Origin of the sequence: Pseudomonas sp. 18.1.10 (genome assembly GCF_024655625.1) — a bacterium.
GTDB lineage: Bacteria > Pseudomonadota > Gammaproteobacteria > Pseudomonadales > Pseudomonadaceae > Aquipseudomonas.
Map to the genome: position 1 here is coordinate 1 of NZ_JANLGL010000096.1, position 21,285 is coordinate 21,285.

The following is a 21,285-nucleotide window of genomic DNA, read 5'->3' on the forward strand; positions in this document are numbered from 1 at the left end:
GAGCGGGCTTGCTCGCGAATGCAGAGTGTCAGTCAATACATGTGTAACTGATCCACCGCTTTCGCGAGCAAGCCCGCTCCCACATTTGGACCGAGTTCGACACAAGGGATGTGTATGCGGTCAAAGGCTGCGGTACTTTTCATTCAAGGCATACAAAATCGCGCAGGTCTGCGCATCCAGAAGCCCGCCATAATCCCGCGCCCGAAAGTGCATCTGGAACGCCCGCGTGCGCTGTTCAAACGCCCGCCGATTCTGCGCAGGCTTGTACCCGTAACGCTGAAACGCCCGCTCCACCTCGACCTCCGGCGGCAAGCCGAGGCAAAACCGGCGCTGGTACATCGCCCGCGTCGACTCATCGAACCAGGCGCCGATCCCCGCCTCATGCAGGCGCTGCCACGGCAGGCGCGGGCCGGGATCACTTTTGCGCCAATACGCTACGTCCGAGTGCCCGAGGATATCGCTCGGGCCGATCTGCGGATAACGGCCAAGAATGTCGCGCACCAGCGCGATCAACACATCGATCTGTTCCTCAGCGTACGCAGGAAAGGTGAACACGCCGCCGTCATCCCGCGCCAGGTTGACGATTTCGATGCCTATCGCGCGGCTGTTGAGGTTGTCGCGCCCGCCCCACTGGCTGACCCCGGCATGCCAGGCGCGCTGGCCTTCGTCCACCAGGCGGAATGCGCGCAACTCCTCATAACCGGCAGCGCGGTAACTGGGTTCATCCGGATCGGGCAACAGATAGTGCGCGCTGACGCCATCGCGCGTCAGGGTGCGCAGGGACGAGCCAAAGGGCGCGGCGGTGTAATGCAGGATCAGTTGGCGCACGGCCTCGCCGTTGCGTTCGTTGAAATCCTTGGAGGGGAAACTGGTATCGATCACCAACATAAAAGCTGTCCTTTTCAGTCCAGGCCGAATCATTCAGCCCGTTCAAGCGCAAAAAAATTACCGCCATCCTGAAGGGTTGAATTCCAGGTAGGCGGTAACTATTTGGGACTTTAAGGAAAAGCTCAGCGCCGCAGCGGCATGCCCAACTCGACACGCAGGCCATCGGCCTGGCTGTCGAACTTCAACGAGCAAGAGCAGCGCTGCACGATCGCCTGCACGATCGCCAGGCCCAGGCCGCAGCCTTCGCTGTTGCCATTGCGCCAGAAACGCTGGGTGAGGTACTGCAGGTCCTCGCTGGAGATCTGCTTGCCGTGGTCACGCACGCGGAACACCACCTGCTCGGCGTCGGCGGACACATTCAGTTCCACCCGTGTCTCGGCAGGTGTGTGGCGCAAGGCGTTGTCCAGCAGGTTGCGCAGCGCCGCGACCGCCAGCCCCACCGGCATTTCCACCGGGGTGTCGACGAGGTTGTCCGCCAGCGTCAGGTCGATGCGCCCGTTGTCGCCGGCGTTGGCGTCCTGGATGGCCAGTCGCGCGACTTGTTCGGCGCTGGATTGCAAACCGTCGTCAAAGGACAGGCTGCCTTCCACCCGCGCCAGCAACAGCAGTTGCTCCAGGGTACGGTGCAGGCGGTCGGCGCCCTCCTCGGCATGGGCCAGGGACTGGTCGCGGGCCGCGCCGTCGGTCATGCGCGCCACTTGCAGGTGGGTCTTGATGGCCGTGAGCGGACTGCGCAGTTCATGGGCCGCGTCGCCGGTGAGGCGGCGTTCGCGTTCGATCGCTTTGGCAATGCGCTGGAACAGTTGGTTCTGGGTGTCGAGCAACGGCTTGAGTTCACTGGGCAGCGGGTGGATCTGCAACGGCTCCAGGGAATCGGCACTGCGCCGCATCAGCGCGTCGCGCATGCGGTTGAGCGGCACCAGGCTCTGGCCGATACCCAGCCACAACAGGCACAGGCAACCCAGCATCGCCACGCCCACCGGCACCGAAGCGGCGAGCAGGATCGACAGGTTCAACGCCTCGCGCTCGACCTGGCGGTCAGCGGTGGTGATGAGCAAGTCGCCACGGGACAAGGTGAAACTGCGCCACGCCGCGCCATCGATGACCTGGTCACGAAAGCCGCTGCGCATGGACTCCAGGCCCTCGTCCGGGGTGGTGTGGCTGCGGGCCAGGACTTCGCCGCGCAACGAACTGACCTGGCAGGCCATGCCGCCCGGCACATTCAGTGGCTTGGCGCCGAAATGCTTGCCCACGCTGGAACTGGCCAGGCCCGGCATCTCTTCCATCAACCCCGCGACCATGCGCGCCGAAGCCACCAGGCGCTGGTCGAGGGAGAACATCATCTGGTTGCGCAGGTCGTTGAGCATCCAGGCCGCCGCCAGGGCCCAGATCAACACAAAGGCGGCGCCCAGCTTGAACGTCAGGCGCAGGCGCAGGCTTTTCACGAGGCGTCCTCACCGCCGTCCGCCGGGCCCAGGCGGTAGCCGAGACCGCGCACGGTCTCGACGATGCCGTTGCCCAACTTGCGGCGCAGGTGGTGGATATGCACGTTCAGCGCGTTGCTTTCCAGCTCGTCATTGAAGCCATAGACGCTGTCCTTGAGCTGCTCGCTGGACAGCACGCGGCCCTTGTTGTGCAGCAGGGCTTGCAACAACGCCTGCTCACGGCGGGACAGGTCCACCGGCTCGCCGCCCAGAAAGGTCTCGCGACTGCTCGGGTCGTAGGCCAGGCGGCCATGCTCGATCAGGTTGACGCTGCGCCCGGCCATGCGCCGCAACAGGGTTTGCAGGCGCGCGGCCAGTTCGCGCAGGTCGAAGGGCTTGAGCAGGTAGTCATCGGCACCGGCTTGCAGGCCGTCGACACGGTTGGTCACGGAATCGCGGGCGGTGAGGATCAGCACCGGGATTTCCAGGCCCTGGCTGCGCTGTTGCTGCAGCAGCTTGAGGCCATCTTCGTCCGGCAAGCCGAGGTCGAGCACCATGATGTCGAACGTTGCCGCCTTGAGCATGGCCCGTGCAGCCGCCGCCGTGCCCACGCGCTCCACGGTAAACCCCTGGGCGGTAAGGCCGGCCACGATGCCGCTGGCGATCAGATCGTCGTCTTCGCAGACCAGTACGTGCATGCTGAACCCTTCATGAAAGATGGCGTGATTAAAAATGCAGCCGATTAAGTACGGATTATGCCGCTAAAAGATCCATGCTCAGAGATTCCCTACACTCTAGAATAGCGCCGGTTAATCATCGGTTAATCAACGCCACACATTGTGTGCCTCACTTGCATCGAACTAAGGCTTGACCATGCGGCATCTGTTTATCTTTCTGCTGGTATTGTTCGCGGGGTTCGCCCAGGCCGCGCCGGGCAATCCGTTTGAGACAAAACCCGACTTCCTTCCGGTGGGCAAGGCCTTCACCTTTACCTCCGAGCGCCTGGAAAGCGGTGAGACCCAACTGTATTGGCAGATTGCCGACGGTTACTACCTGTACCAGCAACGCATGAAGTTCGACGGCCTGGCCGAGAAGCCTGTGCTGCCGCCAGGTGAAGCCCATAGCGATGAGTTCTTCGGCGAGCAGCAAGTGTATCGCCAGGGCCTGGAAGTGAAGATCCCCGCCGGTGTTACCGGTAAGGTCAAGCTGGGCTGGCAGGGCTGCGCCGATGCGGGCCTGTGCTACCCGCCGCAATCGATGACCGTGGACCTCGGTGGTCCAGCCAAGCCAGCAGTGGCTGGCGGCACGGCCGACGACCAGAAAATCGCCAGCTTCCTCAGTGAACGGAATCTGTTCTGGAGCTTGCTGGCTATTTTCGCGCTCGGCCTGGGCCTGGCGTTTATGCCCTGCTCGTTGCCCATGCTGCCGATTCTTGCCGGCCTGGTGGTAGGCAGTGGGGCCAGCCCGCGACGCGGCTTTGCCCTCGCCGGCAGCTACGTGGTGTGCATGGCCCTGGTGTATGCCGCCCTGGGCGTGGTGGCCGCCCTGCTCGGCGCCAACTTGCAGGCGTGGTTGCAGCAACCCTGGGTGCTCGGTTCCATCGCGACGCTGTTTGTGTTGCTGGCGCTGCCCATGTTCGGCTTTTTCGAGCTGCAACTGCCGGCCTTCCTGCGGGATCGCCTGGACAACCTCAGCCGCCAGCAAAGCGGCGGCAGCATGGTCGGGGCCGGTATCCTCGGCGCCCTCTCCGCCCTGGTAGTGGGCCCCTGCATGACGGCTCCGTTGGCGGGCCTGCTGCTGTATATCGGCCAGACCGGCGACGTGGTGTTTGGTGGCCTCGCGCTGTTCACCCTCGGCATCGGCATTGGTGTGCCGCTGCTGCTGCTCGTCACCCTGGGCAACGGTGTGCTGCCCAAGTCCGGCAGCTGGATGAACCTGGTCAAGGGCATCTTCGGTTTCCTGTTCCTCGGCAGCGCCGTGTTGATGATCCGCCCGGTGATCGATGCCAGCCTGTGGCTCGGCCTGTGGGGCGCACTGGCGCTGGTCATGGCCTACTGCGGCTGGACCCTGGCCCGCGAATACGGCCTGGCCGCCAAGGTGTTCGGCGCCGGCTCCCTGGTCTTGGGCCTGTGGGGCGCCGTGCTGGTGGTGGGCGCGGCCGGTGGCAGCGATGACCTGTGGCAGCCACTGAAGGTCTATGGCGGCTCGCCGGTTGTTGCGGCGCCGAGCGCCCACGACGCGTTCATGACCATCAGCGACCCCGCCGTGCTGCAAAGCCAGCTCGACAGCGCCAAGGCCCAGGGCCAATGGGTGCTGGTGGACTACTACGCCGACTGGTGCGTGTCCTGCAAGATCATGGAAAAACAGGTGTTCGGCAAACCCGAGGTGATGGCCGCCCTCAAGGACGTACGCCTGCTGCGCCTGGACGTTACCGCCGACAACGCCGCCAGCCGCGAACTGCTCGGCCGCTACAAAGTCCCCGGCCCGCCGAGCTTCGTGTGGATCGGCCCCGACGGTGAAGAGCGCCGCGCCCAACGCATCACCGGCGAAGTGGATGCCGCCGCCTTCCTGCAACGCTGGACGCAAACCCGAGACGCCCTCTGATGCTGACCCTGACCATCGGCACCTTCGCCATCGCCCTGAATCACCTCCTGCTGATAAGCGCGCTGATTCTCGCCACCCTGGTGGGATGGCGCGTGGCCAAGCGTGGCGGTGAGAACCCGGAATCGGTGCTGTTCAGCCTGTTCCTGCTGGGCATGCTGGTGGCGCGCGTCAGCTTTGTGCTGCTGTACTGGAACGACTACAGCCACGACCCGCTGCTGATGGTGGATCTGCGTGACGGCGGCTTCCTCGCCTGGCCCGGCATTATCGCCCTGATCCTCGGCGCGCTGGCGTACGGCTGGCGTCGCCCGGCCCTGCGTACGCCGCTGGGTGCCGGGGTGGTCACCGGTCTGGTGTTCTGGGGGCTGACCAGTTTGTCCCTGAGCCTGTACGACAAGGGCGCACAACTGCCGGACATCGCCCTGCGCAATGCCAGCGGCGAAACGGTGCAACTGGCCGATTACAAAGGTGGCCCGCTGGTGATCAACCTGTGGGCCACCTGGTGCCCGCCGTGTCGCCGGGAAATGCCCGTGCTGGAACGCGCCCAACGCCAACGCCCCGACGTGACCTTCCTGTTCGTCAACCAGGCCGAAAGCATGCAAAGCGTCAGCACCTACCTCGCCACCCAGGGCCTGACCCTCGACAACGTGCTGTTCGACGCCAGCGGCCGCCTCGGCCAGGCCGTGGGCTCGATGGCCCTGCCGACTACGCTGTTCTACAGCGCCGACGGGCGCCTGCTCAACAGCCACCTCGGTGAACTGTCCCAAGCCAGCCTGGCCCGTGCCATGGAACCCTTCGACACCGCCTCTGCAAGGAAACCGACATGCCAAGCCTCCGCCACCTGCTGACCCTGCTGCCGCTGACACTCGCGGCCACCCTGGCCCAGGCCGAAGACTGGCCCGCGCCGATCAAACAGATCGAAGCCAAGGGCGCCAAGATCCTCGGCAAGTTCGACGCCCCCAGCGGCCTCACCGGCTACGCCGCGCAATACCAGAACCGCGGCATGGCCCTGTACCTGACCGCCGACGGCAAAAGCGTCCTCGCCGGCAACCTGTACGACGCCCAAGGCAACGACCTGAGCAGCGCCCCCCTGGAAAAACTGGTGTACGCACCGATGGCCAAGGAAGTCTGGGCCAAGATGGAAAAAAGCAGCTGGATCCAGGACGGCGACGTTAACGCGCCACGCACCGTCTACCTGTTCAGCGACCCCAACTGCCCGTACTGCAACATGTTCTGGGAACAGGCGCGTCCGTGGGTGAAGGCCGGCAAGGTGCAGTTGCGCCACATCATGGTCGGCATCATCCGCGAAGACAGCGCGGCCAAATCCGCCGCATTGTTCGCCGCCAAGGACCCGCAAAAAGCCCTGGAAGAACACGAAGCCGCCGGCAAGGGCAGCAAGTTGCAGGCACTGGCAAAGATCCCGGCGAATATCGAGGCCAAGCTCGATGGGAATATGAAGTTGATGGATGAGCTGGAACTGTCGGCGACGCCGGCGATTTTCTATCTGGATGACAAGGGGGGGTTGCAGCAGCAGCAGGGGGCACCGTCGCCGGAGAAGTTGGTGAAGATACTCGGGCCGAAATAAGCGGCGCCTGCTTGAACGTCATCGCAGGCAAGCCAGCTCCCACAGCGGGTTGGGTTCACAGATTTCCATAAGTGAAAACAGTCCAGTGTGGGAGCGGGCTTGCCCGCGAAGAGGCCCTGTCAGGCGATGAAGATCAAAGCCCCTCCAACTCCGCCATCAAATCACTCAACCGATCCACCTTCTCCGCGCTGATCTCATTCACCACCAACCCGTCGATATACCCAGCCAACTCCGCCACCGTGCTGCATTCGAACATCGCCCGCAGCGGCACATCGCGCTGCAAGGTCTTCTGCACCCGCGAGGCAATCTGCGTGGCCAGCAACGAGTGCCCGCCCAGCTCAAAGAAGTTGTCCTGTACGCCCACCTTTTCAACTTTCAGTACCTCAGCCCAGATCGCGGCCAAGGTGCCTTCCAGCTCATTGCGCGGCGCCAGGTAATCCTGGCTCTGGAGCTGGCCAATCTCGAGCGAAGGCAACGCCTTGCGGTCGAGCTTGCCGTTGGCGTTCAGCGGCAAACGGTCGAGCCACAGCCAGTGCAGCGGCACCATGTATTCCGGCAGTTCGGCGCGCAGGCGTTGCTTGATGCGGTCCAGGCGTTCGCTCGGGTTGAGGGTTTCATCAGCCGCCACCAGATAGCCGACCAGATGCTTGCCGTTGACGCCTTCCTGCACGCCAACTGCTGCATCACGCACTTCTGGCTGCTCATGCAGACGCGCTTCGATTTCCCCCAGCTCGATGCGGTAGCCACGAATCTTCACCTGATGGTCGATCCGCCCGACGTATTCCAGCACCCCATCACTGCGCCGACGCGCAAGGTCGCCCGTGCGATAGAGCCGCTCGCCCGGTGCGCCAAACGGGTTCGGCACAAACACCGGGGCGGTGCGCAGCGGGTCGCTGACATAACCCCGCCCGACGCCCGTACCGGCCACGCATAACTCGCCGACTGCGCCTTGCGGCACCAGCTGCAGTGCGCCGTCCAGCAGGTACAAGCGGTTGTTGTCGGTCGGTGTGCCAATCGGCAGGTAAGTGCCACGGGTCGATGCCGCATCGACGCGGAAGAACGCCACGTCATCGGAGCATTCCGCCGGGCCGTAGGCGTTCACCAGACCGATCCCGGGATAACGCTGCAACCACTGGTGCGCCAGCTCCGGCGGCATGGCTTCGCCGGTCGGCAGCATCCAGCGCAGGCCGTCGAGGCCGATGCGATCCTGGGCAAGCATGCCCTGGATCAGTGACGGCACGCTTTCCAATACCGTGACGCCTTGCGCCTGCACATGCTCAAGCAACCCTTGCGGATCATGGGCCAGCGCGTTCGGCACGATATCCACCCGCGCCCCAAACAGCGGTGCGGCGAGGAATTGCCACACGGAAATATCAAAGCTCTGCGAAGCGGTCTGCGCGATCACATCCGCGTCGCTCAGGTCCAGGTACGGCACCTTGCTCAATTGGTTGTTGAGCATGCCGCGCTGCTCGACCATCACGCCCTTGGGCAAGCCGGTGGAACCCGAGGTGTAGATCACGTAGGCGAGGTTGTCCGGGCCGCTGTAGACCTCGGGATTTGCCCCACGGGCCGGCACCTCTTCCCACACCAGCAACTGGCAGTCGAAGCCTTCGAGCAACTCGATGGCCTGCTCGCGGCACGCTTCGGTACACACCAGCAACGGTGTGCGGCTCAAGTCGATGATGCTGCGCAAACGCTGGCTCGGCAGGCCCGGGTCCAGCGGCAAGTAACCGGCACCGGCCTTGAAGCTGCCGACGATCATGCCCAGCAGGTCGAGGTTACGCTCACCCAGCAACGCCACCGGTTGATCCAGGCCCACGCCCGCTTCGATCAACGCGTGGCCCAGGCCGTTACTGCGCCGGTTCAGTTCGTCATAGGTCCACTGCTGGTCCAGGCAACTTGCAGCGATACGTTGCGGATGCGCGGCGACCTGAGCTTCAAACAGCTCGACATAGCTGCGTTCCAACGGATAGGCGTGCTCACTCTGATTGCAGCCCTCTACGAGGAACTCGCGCTCCTGCGCGCCAATCAGCGGCAGCTCGGCCATGTCGCCATGGAAGCCCTGCACCAGCGCCAGCAGCAGGCGCTTGAACTCGCCAAGCATGCCTTGCACGGTGCTTTCGTCGAAATAACGTTGGTCGTAGGACAGGTGTAAACCGAGGTCATCGCCCGGATAACACACCGCCGTCAACGGGAAGTTGGTGTGGGTGCGCCCGGAATCCGAAGTGGCATTCAGGCTTTGCGCACGGTCCAGCACCGAGACTTCCACCGGTGCGTTTTCAAACACGAACAGGCTGTCGAACAGCGGCTGGCCCTTGGGCAGTTCGCTGTGTTCCTGGATCGTCACCAGCGGCAGGTATTCGTACTCGCGCAGCTGCATGTTGCTGTCGAGCAGGTCGCTCAGCCATTGGCGCACGGTGCATGGTTGATCGTCCTCGGGCAGTTTCACCCGCAGCGCGATGCTGTTGATGAACAGGCCGACGGTGCGTTGCATCTCGGGCATGTCCACCGGGCGCCCGGCCACGGTGACGCCGAACAACACGTCGCGGTCGCCGCTCAACCGCCGCAGTACCAAGGCCCATGCGGCCTGGGCAAAGGTGTTGACGGTCAGCTGGTGAGCCTGGGCCAGTTCACGCAACTGCGCACCGTCGCGGGCATCGAGACGGGTGTAGCAATCCCCCACCAGCATGCCGCCGTGGCCCGCGTGGTCGCGCATGAAGGGTCGGTCGCTCGGGATCGGCGTGGTGCGCTCGAAGCCTTGCAGGTTCTGCTGCCACCACTGGCGCGCCTCGTCCAGGTTCTGGCGTTGCAGCCAGGCAATGTAGTCGCGGTAGCGCGGCGGCGTGGCCAGTTGCGCGTCGCGGCCTTCGCCGAGGGCCATGTAGATATCGAAGAAGTCATTCATCAACAGCGAACGGCACCACGCATCGATGAGGATGTGGTGGTTGCTCATCATGAACCAGTAGCGCTCGGCACCCACGCGAATCAGGCGCAGGTGGAACGGCGCCTGGTTGAGCAGATCGAAACCGGCTTCGCGCTCTTGCTTGAGCAAGGCTTGCAGGCGCGGTTCCTGTTCATCTTCCGCGTCGGCGCTCCAATCCAGGTACTCAACCGGCGTGCTGCCCGGTTTGTGGATCACTTGCAGCATGTCGGCGCCGACGTTCCAACAGAACGACGCACGCAAGGCCTCGTGACGGGCGATCACCGCCTGCCAGGCCTCGGCGAAACGCTCGGGGTCGAGGGCGCTGTTGATGCGGTAACGGTCCTGCATGTAGTAGAGGCCGGTGCCCGGTTCCAGCAGGGTGTGCAGCAGCAGGCCTTCTTGCATCGGCGTCAGCGGGTACACGTCTTCGATAGCGCAGGCCGGCACCGGCAGCGCATCCAGCTGCGCTTGGCTCAGCTGCGCCAGCGGGAAGTCGGACGGCGTGAGGCCACCGGCATCGTCCCGCAGGCAATGGGCGATCAGGCTGAGCAGTTCGGCGCGATAGGCGTCGGCCAGTTCGCGGATGGTCTGCTGATCGTGGCGTTCACGGCTGAAGGTCCAGCGCAGCACCAGTTCGCCGCCGTACACCTGGCTGTCGACGCTCAAGGCGTTGGGCAGCGGCGCGTCGGGGTCATGGGCCAGGCCAGCGGGTTCGTCCAGCGGGTGGAACAGCGCCGCGCTGCCGAAGCTCTGGTCGAACTGGCCGAGGTAGTTGAAGATGATCTCGGCGCTCGGCAGCGCGGCCATGGTCTGCTGGGTCAGGTCGTCGGCGAGATAGCGCAACACGCCATAACCCAGGCCTTTGTGCGGCACACCGCGCAGTTGTTCCTTGATCGCCTTGATCGAAGCGCCCTGCTCCAGCTGCGGCGTGAGGCGCAACGGGTAAGCGCTGGTGAACCAGCCGACGCTGCGGGTCAGGTCGATATCGTCGAACAGGGTTTCGCGGCCGTGGCCCTCCAGTTGGATCAACGCCGAAGGCTGCCCGCTCCAGCGGCACAGCACACGGGCCAGGGCGGTCAGCAGCAGGTCGTTGACCTGGGTGCGGTAGGCGCTCGGCGCCTGTTGCAGCAACTGGCGGGTGTGCTCGGCATCCAGGCGTACGCTGAGGGTGTCGGCATCGCGGTTGCGCAGGCTGCCGTGTGGACGGTCCACCGGCAAGCTCATCGCAGGCCCGGCCAACTGCGCTTGCCACACGGCGAGTTCTTCACGCAGGGATTCGCTGCCGGCATACGCCTGCAAACGTGCGGCCCAGTCACGCAGCGCGCTGGTCTTGGCCGGCAGGCTGACGGACTGGCCGTCGCTCAACTGGCGGTAGACGTTTTGCAGGTCTTCCAGCAACACGCGCCACGACACGCCGTCCACCACCAGGTGATGGATCGCGATCAGCAGGCGTTGCTGGCCCTCGGGCCCGTCCACCAGCAAGGCGCGCAGCAGCGGGCCGTGTTCGAGGTCGAGGCTGCGTTGGGTGTCGGTGAACAACGCGGTGCACTGCGCCATGTCACGCACTTGCGCCTGCATCAGCACACCGCCTTGAGGCACGGCCAAGTGCTCGGCGTGCCACTGCGCATCGCGCTGGGTGAAGCTCAGGCGCAGGGCGTCGTGGTGTTCCAGCACCGCCAGCAGCGCTTGCTCCAGGCGGTGCGGATCCAGCAGTTGCAGCGGCTTGAGCAACAGCGCCTGGTTCCAGTGCTGACGCTGGGCAATCTCGGTGTCGAAGAACCAATGCTGGATCGGCGTCAGGCCCGAACTGCCGGTGAGCACGCCCTGCTCCGCCGTGACCTGCTCGGACCGCGTGGCCACGGCGGCCAGGGTTTGTACGGTCTGGTGCTGGAACAGGTCGCGTGGGCTGAAATGAATCCCGGCCTGGCGCGCCCGGCTGACCACCTGGATCGACAGGATCGAGTCGCCGCCCAGTTCAAAGAAGTTATCGTCGAGGCCGACTTGCTGCACGTTCAACACCGCGCACCAGATCGCGGCCAGGGTGCTTTCCAGCTCATTGCGCGGCGCCACGTAGTGCTGGCGATTGGCTTCGGGGTCCGGCTGCGGCAAGGCGCGACGGTCGAGCTTGCCGTTGGCGGTCAGCGGCATGCTGTCCAGCACGATCAGGTGCGCAGGCACCATGTAGTCCGGCAGTTGCGCCTTGAGGTGAGCTTTCAGCGCATCACGCAGTGGAGCGTGATCGGCATCGCTGACCAAATACGCCACCAGCTGTTTGCCGCTTGGCGAATCCAACGCCAACACCACAGCTTCGCGCACCGCTTCATGTTCCAACAGGCGGGTTTCGATCTCGCCCAGTTCGATGCGGAAACCACGGATCTTCACCTGATGGTCAATCCGCCCCAGGTACTCCACCAGGCCATCGGCGCGTTGGCGCACGAGGTCGCCGGTGCGGTACAGGCGCCCGCCATTACGGGCAAACGGGTCGGCAACAAACCGCTCTGCGGTCATGCCCGGACGCTGGTGATACCCCTGCGCCAGACCGGCGCCGCCGACGTACAACTCACCGGTCGCGCCTTGCGGCACCAAGGCCAGGTCGGCGTCGAGAATGTACGCCACACGGTCGCCAATAATGCTGCCAATCGGCACGCTGCCGGCGCCGTCTTCCAGTTGTTCGGGCGCAAGGCTGGCCAGCGGCATCACTACGGTTTCGGTCGGGCCGTAGGCGTTGAAGAACACCTCGGGCTGGAACGCCGCGCGGATACGCGGCAAGTGTTCACCGGTCAGCGCCTCGCCGCCGGTGATGCACATGCGCACCGGCAAGGTCTGCTGCTGGGTCGCCAGCCACTGCGCCAATTGGCTGCCGTAGCTGGGCGTGAAGCCGAGGATATTGATGCGATGGCGGCGGATCAGCGCGCAGATTTCTTCCGCGTCCCACTGGCCCTGGGCACGCAACACCAGCTGCGCGCCGCTGAACAGCGGCACCAGCAGACGCTCGGTGGCGGCGTCGAAGTTGATCGAATAGAAATGCAGCTCACAGTCATCCGCGCGCATGCCGAAGCGCTCGATCACGGCCTGGCAATGCATGGCGATTTCACCGTGGGCCACCACCACGCCTTTCGGCTTGCCGGTGGAACCCGAGGTGTAGATCAGGTACGCCTGATGCTGCGGCAGATTGATAAACGGCAACTCATCCGCCGGGTAATTGCCGAGCACCGGCAAGTCGTCTTCCAGGCACCAGCACGCCACGGTCGCCGGCAATTCGCCGAGGGCTTCAAACATCAAGGCATCACTGAGCAACAGGCCGATGTCGCTGTCTTCGATCATGTAGTGCAGGCGGTCGAGCGGGTATTCCGGGTCCAGCGGCACATAGGCGCCACCGGCCTTGAGGATCGCCAGCAGGCCGATGACCATCTCCAGGGAACGCGGCAGCGCCAGGCCGACGCGCACCTGCGGGCCGACGCCGCGCTCGCGCAGCATCCAGGCCAGGCGGTTGGCGCGTTCGTTCAGTTCGCGGTAGCTGAGGGTCACGCCGGCAAAGGTCAGCGCCGGGGCATCGCCACGGGCCTGGGCCTGTTGGCTGAACAGTTGATGGATGCACTGGTCGAGGCGATGTTCGCCCCTCTCGACGCCCAGGCTGTCCTGCAACGCGCGTTGCTCGGCGGCGCTGAGCAATGGCAGTTCGCTGAGACGTTGTTGCGGGTCGGCGATCAACGCTTCCAGCAGGTTGCGCCAATGTTCGGCCATGCGCGCAATGCGCGGCTCATCGAACAAATCGGTGCTGTAGGTCAGGCAGCAACCCAGGCGATGGTCGAGGTCGGTGACTTCCAGGTTGAGGTCAAACTTGGTCGCGCGGGCATCGTTGGCCAGGTACTCGACGGTCATGCCCGCCAGTTCGCGGCTCTGCTGGAATTCCCAGCGCTGCACGTTGCACATCACCTGGAACAACGGGTTGTACGCCGCACTGCGTGGGGGTTGCAGGGCTTCGACCAAGTGGTCGAACGGCAGGTCCTGGTGGGACTGGCCTTCGATCACGGTGTGGCGCACCTGCTCGAACAGCTCGGCGACATTCATCTGCCCATTGAGCTGGCAGCGCAGCACCTGGGTGTTGAGGAACGCGCCGATCAGCCCTTCGCTTTCCGGGCGGATGCGGTTGGCCACCGGCGCGCCGATGCGCAGGTCGGTCTGGCCGCTGTAGCGGTAGAGCAACACGGCCAGGGTCGCGGTCATGGTCATGAACAGGGTCAGGCCGCGCTCGGCGTTGAAGGCACGCACGCGGGCGGCCAGGTCGTCGCTCAAGTCGAAGCGGTACAACTCGCCCCGGTGGCTTTGCACCGGCGGCCGTGGACGGTCGCCGGGCAGCTCCAGCAACGGATGTTCGTGGCCCAGTTGCGCGGTCCAGTAGTCCAGTTGGCGCTGGCGTTCGCCGGATTCCAACCACTGGCGCTGCCACACGCTGTAGTCGAGGTATTGCACCGCCAGCGGCGCCAGTGGCGAGGCACGCTCGTCGATGAAGGCTTCGTAGAGCGCGCTGAGTTCACGGGCAAAGATGTCCATGGCCCAGCCTTCGGTGACGATGTGGTGCAGGGTCAGCACCAGGTAGTGTTCACGCTCGCCGGCCTTGACCACGCAAGCACGCAGCAACGGGCCGGTTTCCAGGTTGAACGGGGTGTGGGCCTCATGGTCGGCCAGCTGTTGCAGGCGTTGTTGGCGCGTGGTTTCGTCCAGCGCCGAGAAATCCTGCCAGTCCATGCGCAAACCGGTTTGCGCCGCGACCTTCTGGTACGCCACGCCATCCACACTGGGGAAGGTGGTGCGCAGGGTTTCATGACGCATGACCAAGGCCTGCAACGCCGCCTCGAAGCGCCCCACGTCCAGCACGCCACGCAGGCGCGCCATGCCGCCGACGTTGTACGCCGGGCTGTCCGGTTCCATCTGCCAGAGGAACCACATGCGTTGCTGGGAATAGGACAGCGGCACCGGTTGGCTGCGGTCGACCTTGGCGATGGCGGTCTGTTGGTTGCGCTGGCCCGAGGCCTGGATCAGCCCGACCTGCGCGGCAAACGCGCCCAGCTCGCTGGCTTCGAACAAGGTGCGCAGCGGCAGCTCGACGTCGCAGGCCTGGCGGGTGCGCGAGATGATTTGCGTGGCCAGCAGCGAGTGCCCGCCGAGGGCAAAGAAGTCATCGCGCAGGCCGATGCGTGGCAGGCCGAGGACTTCGCGCCAGATTGCGGCGATCTGCTGTTGCAGCGCGGTTTCGGGTTCGATGTGTTCGCGGGTTTGCCACACAGGCGTAGGCAGCGCACGGCGATCCAGTTTGCCGCTGGGGCTCAGGGGCATCGCGTCCAGGCGCATCAGCAGCGCGGGCACCATGTATTCCGGCAGTTCGGCGGCCAGGGCGCTCTTCACGTCCTCTTCGTTCAAATCGCTGTGGGCGGTGTAGTAGCCGATCAACTGCGCATCACGCACCAGCACCACGGCTTGGGCGATGCCATCGAGGGCCAGCAGGCGCGCTTCGATTTCTTCCGGCTCCACGCGAAAGCCCCGCAGCTTGACCTGCTGATCGAGGCGGCCGAGGTATTCGAGCACGCCGTCGGCGCTCCAGCGCACACGGTCGCCGGTGCGATACAGGCGTGCGCCCGCCTCACCCAGCGGGTCCGCGATAAAACGTTCGGCGGTCAAGCCGGCGCGGCCCAGATAACCCCGCGCCAGGCCGATACCACCGATGCACAATTCACCCGGCACGCCGAGGGGCAGCAGGTTGAGGTGTTCATCCAACACGCGGCAGATCACATTGCCCAGCGGCCGGCCAATCGGCGAACGCTCACCGTCGTCAGCGTGGCAGTGCCAGTGGGTGACGTTGATCGCGGTTTCCGTCGGGCCGTAGCGGTTGTGCAACTGCACTGCGGGCAACTGCGCCAACACGCGGTTGCGCAACTCGGCGGGCAAGGCTTCGCCACCGGAGAACAGGCGGCGCAGGCTGGTGCATTCGGCCGCCAGCGGTTCGTCGATAAACAGCTGCAACAGCGGCGGCACAAAGTGCAGCGTGGTCACGCCATGCTGCTGCACCAACTGCGCGATACGGTGCGGGTCGCGATGCTCGCCAGGACCGGCCAACACCAGGCGACAGCCCGTGATAAGCGGCCAGAAGCATTCCCACACCGACACGTCGAAACTGATCGGCGCCTTTTGCATCAACACGTCGGTTTCGTTGAGTTGATAGGTGGCCTGCATCCACTGCAAGCGCTCGGCCAGGGCCGCGTGGGTGTTGCCCACGCCTTTGGGCTGGCCGGTGGAGCCGGAGGTGTAGATCACGTAGGCGAGGTTGTCACCGTGCAAATGCAGGCCCGGTGGCTGGGTCGGCCAGCTGTCGAGGTGCAGGCTGTCCATAGCGATCACGCATACGCCTTCGGCGGCAGGCAAATGTTCCAGCAGCGAGGTCTGGGTCAGCAGCAGTTCGACGCCGCTGTCGTTGAGCATGTAGGCCAGGCGTTCGGCGGGGTAATCCGGGTCCAGCGGCACGTAGGCGCCGCCGGCCTTGATGATGGCGAGCAGGCCGATCAGCAGTTGCGGCGAACGCTCGGCGGCGATGGCCACGCACACGTCCGGGCCGACGCCTTTGTCGCGCAGGTAGTGGGCCAGGCGATTGGCCTGGGTGTGCAGTTGGGCGAAGCTCAGGCTGCCGTCCTGCCAGACCAGCGCGGTGCTGTCCGAGGTTTGGGCGTTGAGCAAATCGGGCAGCCATTGCTGGGCCGCTGTGCACGGCGCTTCGCCCCACGGTTGCAGTTGTTGTTGCATCAGCGGCAGGTCGCCGAGTGCCTGTTGCGGTTGCTCGCACACGGCCTGCAGCAGGTTGACGAAGTGTTCGGCCAGGTGCTCGATGGTCGCGGCATCAAACAGTTCGTCGGCGTAGTCGAACGACAAACTCAGGCGCCCGTTGCGGTCTTCTTCGCTGTGCAGTTGCAGGTCGAACTTGGCTTCGCGGCTGTGCCACGCCAGCTCGTCCGCGAGCATCCCCGGCAGGCGGCGCAAGGCGCTGAGGTCGCGTTGCTGGTGGTTGAACATGACCTGGAACAGGCCTTGTTCGCGGGCCTGGGGGAAGGCTTCGAGCAGCTGTTCGAACGGCAGGTCCTGATGGGCCTGGGCGCCCAAGGTCGCCTCGCGGGTGGCCGCCAGCAAGTGGTTGAACGCCAGCCTCCCATCCAGCTCGGCGCGCAGCACCTGGGTGTTGATGAAGAAGCCGATCAGGCCTTGGGTTTCCTGGCGCGGGCGGTTGGCGTTGGGCACGCCGATACGGATGTCGCGCTGGCCGCTGTAGCGGTAGAGCAGGGTCTGGAACGCCGCGAGCAACAGCATGAACGGCGTGGCGTCGTTGGCCTGGGCGGTCTGGCGGATCGCGGCGCTGAGGCGCGCGTCCAGGCGCACGCTGTGGCGCGAGGCGCTGTGAATAGGCTGCGACGTGCGCGGGTGGTCGGTGGCCAGACTGAGCGTTGGATGCTCTTCACCCAACTGGTTTTTCCAGTACGCCAGTTGGCGCTGGCCTTCACCTTCGGCCAGCCATTGACGCTGCCAGCTGCCGTAGTCGGCGTATTGCAGCGCCAGTGGCGGCAGTTCCAGGGTTTGGCCTTGGCACGCGGCGGCGTAGAGGCGCGAGAACTCGTCGATGAGGATATTCAGCGACCAGCCATCGGCAATGATGTGGTGCAACGTCACCAGCAACTGGTGATCTTCATCGTCGAGGCGTACCAGGGTCACCCACAGCAGCGGGCCGTTCTCCAGGTCGAACTGGGTGCGCGCTTCGTCCTCGCGGATCTGTTGCGCGCGGGCTTCACGCTCGGCGGCGGGCAGGTCGCTGAGGTCGATGAGTTGCAGGTCGAAATCGGTGCTTGGCTCGACACGCTGGAAGGCCTGGCCGTCGCGTTCGTAGAAGCGCGTGCGCAGGGCTTCGTGGCGCTGGATCAGCTGCTGGAAGCTTTGGCGCACCGCGTCTTCATCCAGCTCGCCGCGCAGGCGCAGGGCGCCGGGGATGGTGTAGGCGCTGCTGTGGGGGTCCAGTTGCCAGGTGATCCACAGGCGGTTTTGCGCCAGGGATTGCGGCAGCTCTTCCTGGCGCGGCAGGCGCTGGATGGCGCCTTGGGCGACGCCACCGTCGTGCTGCAAGTGCGCGACGCTGGCGGCAAAGGCCGCGAGTGTCGGCGCTTCGAAGAGCAGGCGCAGGTTCAGCTCCAGGCCGAGGGTTTCACGCAGGCGGGCAATCACCTGGGTGGCGGTGATGGAGTTGCCGCCGAGCAGGAAGAAGTGATCGTCGGCGGCCACCGTTGCCAGGTTCAGCTGTTCGCACCAGATCGCGGCGATCTGGTTTTGCAGCGCGGATTCCAGCGCCGCGTCATTGGCCGGCGCTTGCAGGTCCGGGAACTGTGCGTAGCGGTCGAGGCTGCCATCGGCATGGCGCAGGCCGCACGCCGCGCGCTGTACCTTGCCGCTGGAGGTCTTCGGCAGCGCGCCGGGGTTGAGCAACACCACCACGCAAGGCGCTTCCTGATAAGCCTCGGCGACGGCTTGGCGGATCGCCTTTATCAGCGCTGCGGGCGTGAGGATTTTCTGCACGCTGCGGCTGATTTCCGCCGCGATGCCGATGCCTTCCAGGCCGCCGTCATTCACCGCGAACGCAGCGACGCGGCCTTTGCGCACCACCTCCACTTCGCGCTCGATGGTCTGTTCGATGTCCTGGGGGTACAGGTTGTGGCCGCGCACGATCAGCAGGTCTTTCAGGCGCCCAGTGATGTACACCTCGCCAAAGCGGATAAAGCCGAGGTCGCCGGTGCGCAGCCAGGTACGGCCGGCGTGCTGCACAAAGGTTTTGGCCGTGGCTTCGGGGTTGCGCCAGTAGCCGTGGGCGATGCTCGGGCCGCTGGCCCAGAGTTCGCCGACGCAGTTGTCCGGCAGTTCTGTGAGGGTGTGTGGATCGGCGATCAACACCGCGTGTTCCGGCTGGCTGGTGCCGCAACTCATGATCGCCGTGCCCTGCCCCGGCTCGGCGCGATTGGCCGCCAGTGCTGGCTCATCGACGCGCAGCGCCGGGATGCCATGGCCACGTTTGCCGCCGGCGACAAACAAGGTCGCCTCGGCCAGGCCGTAGGAGGCGAAGAAATTGTCCGCGGTGAACCCACACACGGCGAACTTCTCGGCGAAGCGCTCCAGGGTGTCGAGGCGGATCGGTTCGGAGCCGGAATAGGCCACGCGCCATTTGCTCAAGTCCAGGCGTTCCAGGGCCGATTCGCTGACCCGCTCGCTGCACAGGCGGTAGGCGAAATCCGGGCCGCCGCTGATGGTGCCGCCGTATGCGCTGATCGCTTCCAGCCAGCGCAACGGCCGGCCAAGGAAGTACGCCGGCGACATCAACACGCAGGGCACGCCGCTGAAAATCGGTTGCAGCAGGCCGCCGATCAGGCCCATGTCGTGGTACAGCGGCAGCCAGCTGACGATCACGTCGTCGGGGTTGAGGTCGATGCCAAAGCCACGGCGGATCAGCACTTCGTTGGCCACCAGGTTGCCGTGGCTGACTTGCACGCCCTTGGGCAAGGCCGTGGAACCGGAGGTGTATTGCAGGAAGGCGATGTCGTCGGCCTGCAGGTCGGGGGCGATCCACGCGCCCGCTGTTTCGAGGCTATCGACGCTTAATACCGGCGGTGCGTTTTCGAGCTGCGACAAGCCTTCAGCGAGGCTGGCGATGCTCAGCAACAGGCGCGGCTCGGCATCGCTGATGATCGACAGCAGGCGCTCCTGGTGATGGCGGCGGGTGGACTCCGGCGGATAGGCCGGCACCGCGATCACCCCGGCGTACAGGCAACCAAAAAACGCCGCGACGTAGTCCGGGCCGCTGGGGAACAACAGCACCGCGCGGTCGCCCAGCTCGGCGTTGGCCTGCAAGGCGGCGGCGATGGTGCGGGCGCGCTGGTCGAGGTCACGGTAGCTGAGCACGACGCTGTGCTCGGCGGACTCGGCGAGGAAGCGCAGAGCCACCTGGTCCGGGGTCTGCGCGGCGCGACGTTGAAGGGACTGGACCAGGGTGCGGGGAAGTTCGAAGGCGTCCATCATGGGGTTCCTGCCTGAAATCGGCTTACGGGAAATTCGGGAAGTCGGGTGCGTTCAGCCGGCGATCAATTGCCGCGCCGCGTCATTGCGCCAGCGGGCCAGGTGTTCGTCGGCGTAGCGGCGAATGCAGCGCAGCACAGCGCTTTCGTGCTGCACGAGGAAGAAGTGGTGGCCGTCGAACATGTCCAGGGAGAAACCGCTGGCGGCGTCGTCCTGCCAGTCGAGCAACTGGTCGGCGCGCACGCTGTCCTGCTTGCCGCCGAACACGTGGATCGGCAGGCGCAACGGCGTGCGCTCGCCGTAGGTGAAGCTGCCGCAGAGCAGAAAATCCGCACGCAGGATCGGTAGCATCAACGCCATCAGTTCGGGGTTGGCCAGGGCTTCTTCCGCGGTGCCTTGCAGTTCACGCAGGCGGGCGAGCAGTTGGGCGTCGGTCTTTTCGATGGCGTATTCACTGACATCACGCCGCGCCGGGCCCGCCGTGCCGGAGGCAAACAAGGCGAGGGGCGCCGGCAGGTTGCGTGCGCGCAGGGCGTGGGCGAGTTCGAAGGCCAGCAGGCCGCCGAGGCTGTGGCCAAACAAGGCGTAAGGACCGCTGAGGTCGCGGCCGATCTCATCGGCGAGTTGCGCCGCCAGGGCCCTGATATCGCGCTGCAACGGCTCGTCCATGCGCATGCCGCGCCCTGGCAATTCTAGCGGGCACACCTGCAACCACGCCGGCATTGCGCGGCGCCAACGGGCATAGACCATGGCGCTGGCGCCCGAATAGGGCAGGCAAAACAGGCGCAGGCACGTCGGCGTACTCATCCGGCGAGTACTCCAAACTGAAACACGCTGTATGCACGATAGAAACCCATTTCGCCCTCCTGCGGGTGCTGATCCATGGCCGTTTTACGAACGGACCTGTCACCCAAGAGAACGGACGGAGCGGGCAAATAATTAGTCGCAGGGTTTGCGCGAGACGTGGTTCACAGCGCACAAGAAAGCATAAGATTAGTTCGTCTTCTCATTTGACAATCATTATCATTAAGCATAATTTGTTGCCCGATGTGTAGGAGGCCTCAGCAAGGACGCCCTCCCCCAACCTTTTGCGACAAGGTGATTTTCCATGACGGAACAAGTATCCACAGGCAGGTGCGACTCACCTCTTCTGCAGGCATTTGTCGATAATCGACTGATCCTGGTGAAGATCGCGGCACGTATTACCGGGTGCCGCTCCCGCGCCGAAGACGTAGTGCAGGACGCCTACTTCCGGCTGCAATCGGCGCCGACGATCACCTCATCGTTCAAGGCCCAATTGAGCTATCTGTTCCAGATCGTGCGCAACCTGGCGATCGATCACTATCGCAAGCAGGCCCTGGAGCTCAAATACTCCGGCACGGAAGAGGAAGGCTTGAATGTGGTTATTCACGGCGCTTCACCGGAAACCTCGCACATCAACTTCAGCACCCTGGAAAACATCGCCGACGCCCTGACGGAACTGCCCCAGCGCACTCGCTACGCGTTCGAGATGTACCGCCTGCACGGCGTGCCGCAAAAGGACATCGCCAAGGAACTGGGCGTGTCGCCGACCCTGGTCAACTTCATGATCCGCGATGCGCTGGTGCATTGCCGCAAGGTGTCGGGCAGCCATAGCGATACGTTTGCGCGCAGGGTCTGAACCCAACACAGCACTCAATGTGGAAAAACCCAATGTGGGGCGGGCTTGTGTGGGAGCGGGCTTGCTCGCGAAGACGGTGTGTCAGTCACAGGTATTTCGACTGATACACCGC

Annotated in this window: 9 protein-coding genes; 4 read left to right on the top strand and 5 right to left on the bottom strand. The window is 64.7% G+C overall.

Features of this window, described 5'->3' with window-relative positions:
• Positions 1-120: 120 nt before the first annotated feature.
• The 3 genes from NUV89_RS17065 to NUV89_RS17075 all read right to left on the bottom strand — a co-directional run bounded on the left by NUV89_RS17065 (position 121) and on the right by NUV89_RS17075 (position 3,010).
• Positions 121-888: an N-acetylmuramoyl-L-alanine amidase gene (locus NUV89_RS17065; protein WP_257782240.1), complete on the bottom strand. Its 768-nt coding sequence runs from the start codon at positions 886-888 to the stop codon at positions 121-123.
• Positions 889-1,010: 122 nt separating this feature from the next.
• Positions 1,011-2,333, bottom strand: coding sequence for an ATP-binding protein (locus tag NUV89_RS17070; protein WP_257782241.1), 1,323 nt, complete (start codon positions 2,331-2,333; stop codon positions 1,011-1,013).
• Entirely contained in the window at positions 2,330-3,010 is a 681-nt protein-coding gene (locus NUV89_RS17075; RefSeq protein ID WP_124526470.1) for a response regulator, read from the bottom strand. The genes NUV89_RS17070 and NUV89_RS17075 overlap by 4 nt, the downstream gene beginning before the upstream one ends.
• A 175-nt stretch (positions 3,011-3,185) precedes the next feature.
• Between NUV89_RS17075 and dsbD the strand changes: the two genes are divergently transcribed.
• Genes dsbD through dsbG form a run of 3 tightly spaced genes read left to right on the top strand, consistent with a single transcriptional unit; the run spans position 3,186 to position 6,498 of the window.
• Complete coding sequence (gene dsbD / locus NUV89_RS17080; protein WP_257782242.1) at positions 3,186-4,916, top strand: protein-disulfide reductase DsbD; 1,731 nt, start codon at positions 3,186-3,188, stop codon at positions 4,914-4,916.
• Positions 4,916-5,761: a TlpA disulfide reductase family protein gene (locus NUV89_RS17085; protein ID WP_257782243.1), complete on the top strand. Its 846-nt coding sequence runs from the start codon at positions 4,916-4,918 to the stop codon at positions 5,759-5,761. Before dsbD ends, NUV89_RS17085 begins: the two co-directional genes overlap by 1 nt.
• A complete protein-coding gene (dsbG, locus tag NUV89_RS17090) occupies positions 5,737-6,498 on the top strand; it encodes a thiol:disulfide interchange protein DsbG (RefSeq protein WP_257782244.1) in 762 nt (253 codons plus the stop codon). The genes NUV89_RS17085 and dsbG overlap by 25 nt, the downstream gene beginning before the upstream one ends.
• A 133-nt stretch (positions 6,499-6,631) precedes the next feature.
• On the opposite strand, the gene NUV89_RS17095 is transcribed toward dsbG, so the two are convergent.
• Complete coding sequence (locus tag NUV89_RS17095; RefSeq protein WP_257782245.1) at positions 6,632-19,516, bottom strand: non-ribosomal peptide synthetase; 12,885 nt, start codon at positions 19,514-19,516, stop codon at positions 6,632-6,634.
• 51 nt (positions 19,517-19,567) lie between these two features.
• Positions 19,568-20,320, bottom strand: a complete 753-nt coding sequence (locus NUV89_RS17100; RefSeq protein ID WP_257782246.1) for a thioesterase II family protein — start codon at positions 20,318-20,320, stop codon at positions 19,568-19,570.
• Between the two features lie 301 nt (positions 20,321-20,621).
• Here NUV89_RS17100 and NUV89_RS17105 point away from each other — a divergent pair, with 301 nt between their 5' ends.
• Complete coding sequence (locus NUV89_RS17105; protein ID WP_026136875.1) at positions 20,622-21,173, top strand: RNA polymerase factor sigma-70; 552 nt, start codon at positions 20,622-20,624, stop codon at positions 21,171-21,173.
• The last annotated feature ends 112 nt before the right edge of the window (positions 21,174-21,285 follow it).

Excerpts from the sequence above, each read along its gene's own strand:
- NUV89_RS17065 (WP_257782240.1), bottom strand. The coding sequence starts at position 888 with ATGTTGGTGATCGATACCAGTTTCCCCTCCAAGGATTTCAACGAACGC.
- NUV89_RS17075 (WP_124526470.1), bottom strand. The coding sequence starts at position 3,010 with ATGCACGTACTGGTCTGCGAAGACGACGATCTGATCGCCAGCGGCATC.
- dsbD (WP_257782242.1), top strand. The coding sequence starts at position 3,186 with ATGCGGCATCTGTTTATCTTTCTGCTGGTATTGTTCGCGGGGTTCGCC.
- NUV89_RS17085 (WP_257782243.1), top strand. The coding sequence starts at position 4,916 with ATGCTGACCCTGACCATCGGCACCTTCGCCATCGCCCTGAATCACCTC.
- dsbG (WP_257782244.1), top strand. The coding sequence starts at position 5,737 with ATGCCAAGCCTCCGCCACCTGCTGACCCTGCTGCCGCTGACACTCGCG.
- NUV89_RS17095 (WP_257782245.1), bottom strand. The coding sequence starts at position 19,516 with ATGATGGACGCCTTCGAACTTCCCCGCACCCTGGTCCAGTCCCTTCAA.
- NUV89_RS17100 (WP_257782246.1), bottom strand. The coding sequence starts at position 20,320 with ATGAGTACGCCGACGTGCCTGCGCCTGTTTTGCCTGCCCTATTCGGGC.
- NUV89_RS17105 (WP_026136875.1), top strand. The coding sequence starts at position 20,622 with ATGACGGAACAAGTATCCACAGGCAGGTGCGACTCACCTCTTCTGCAG.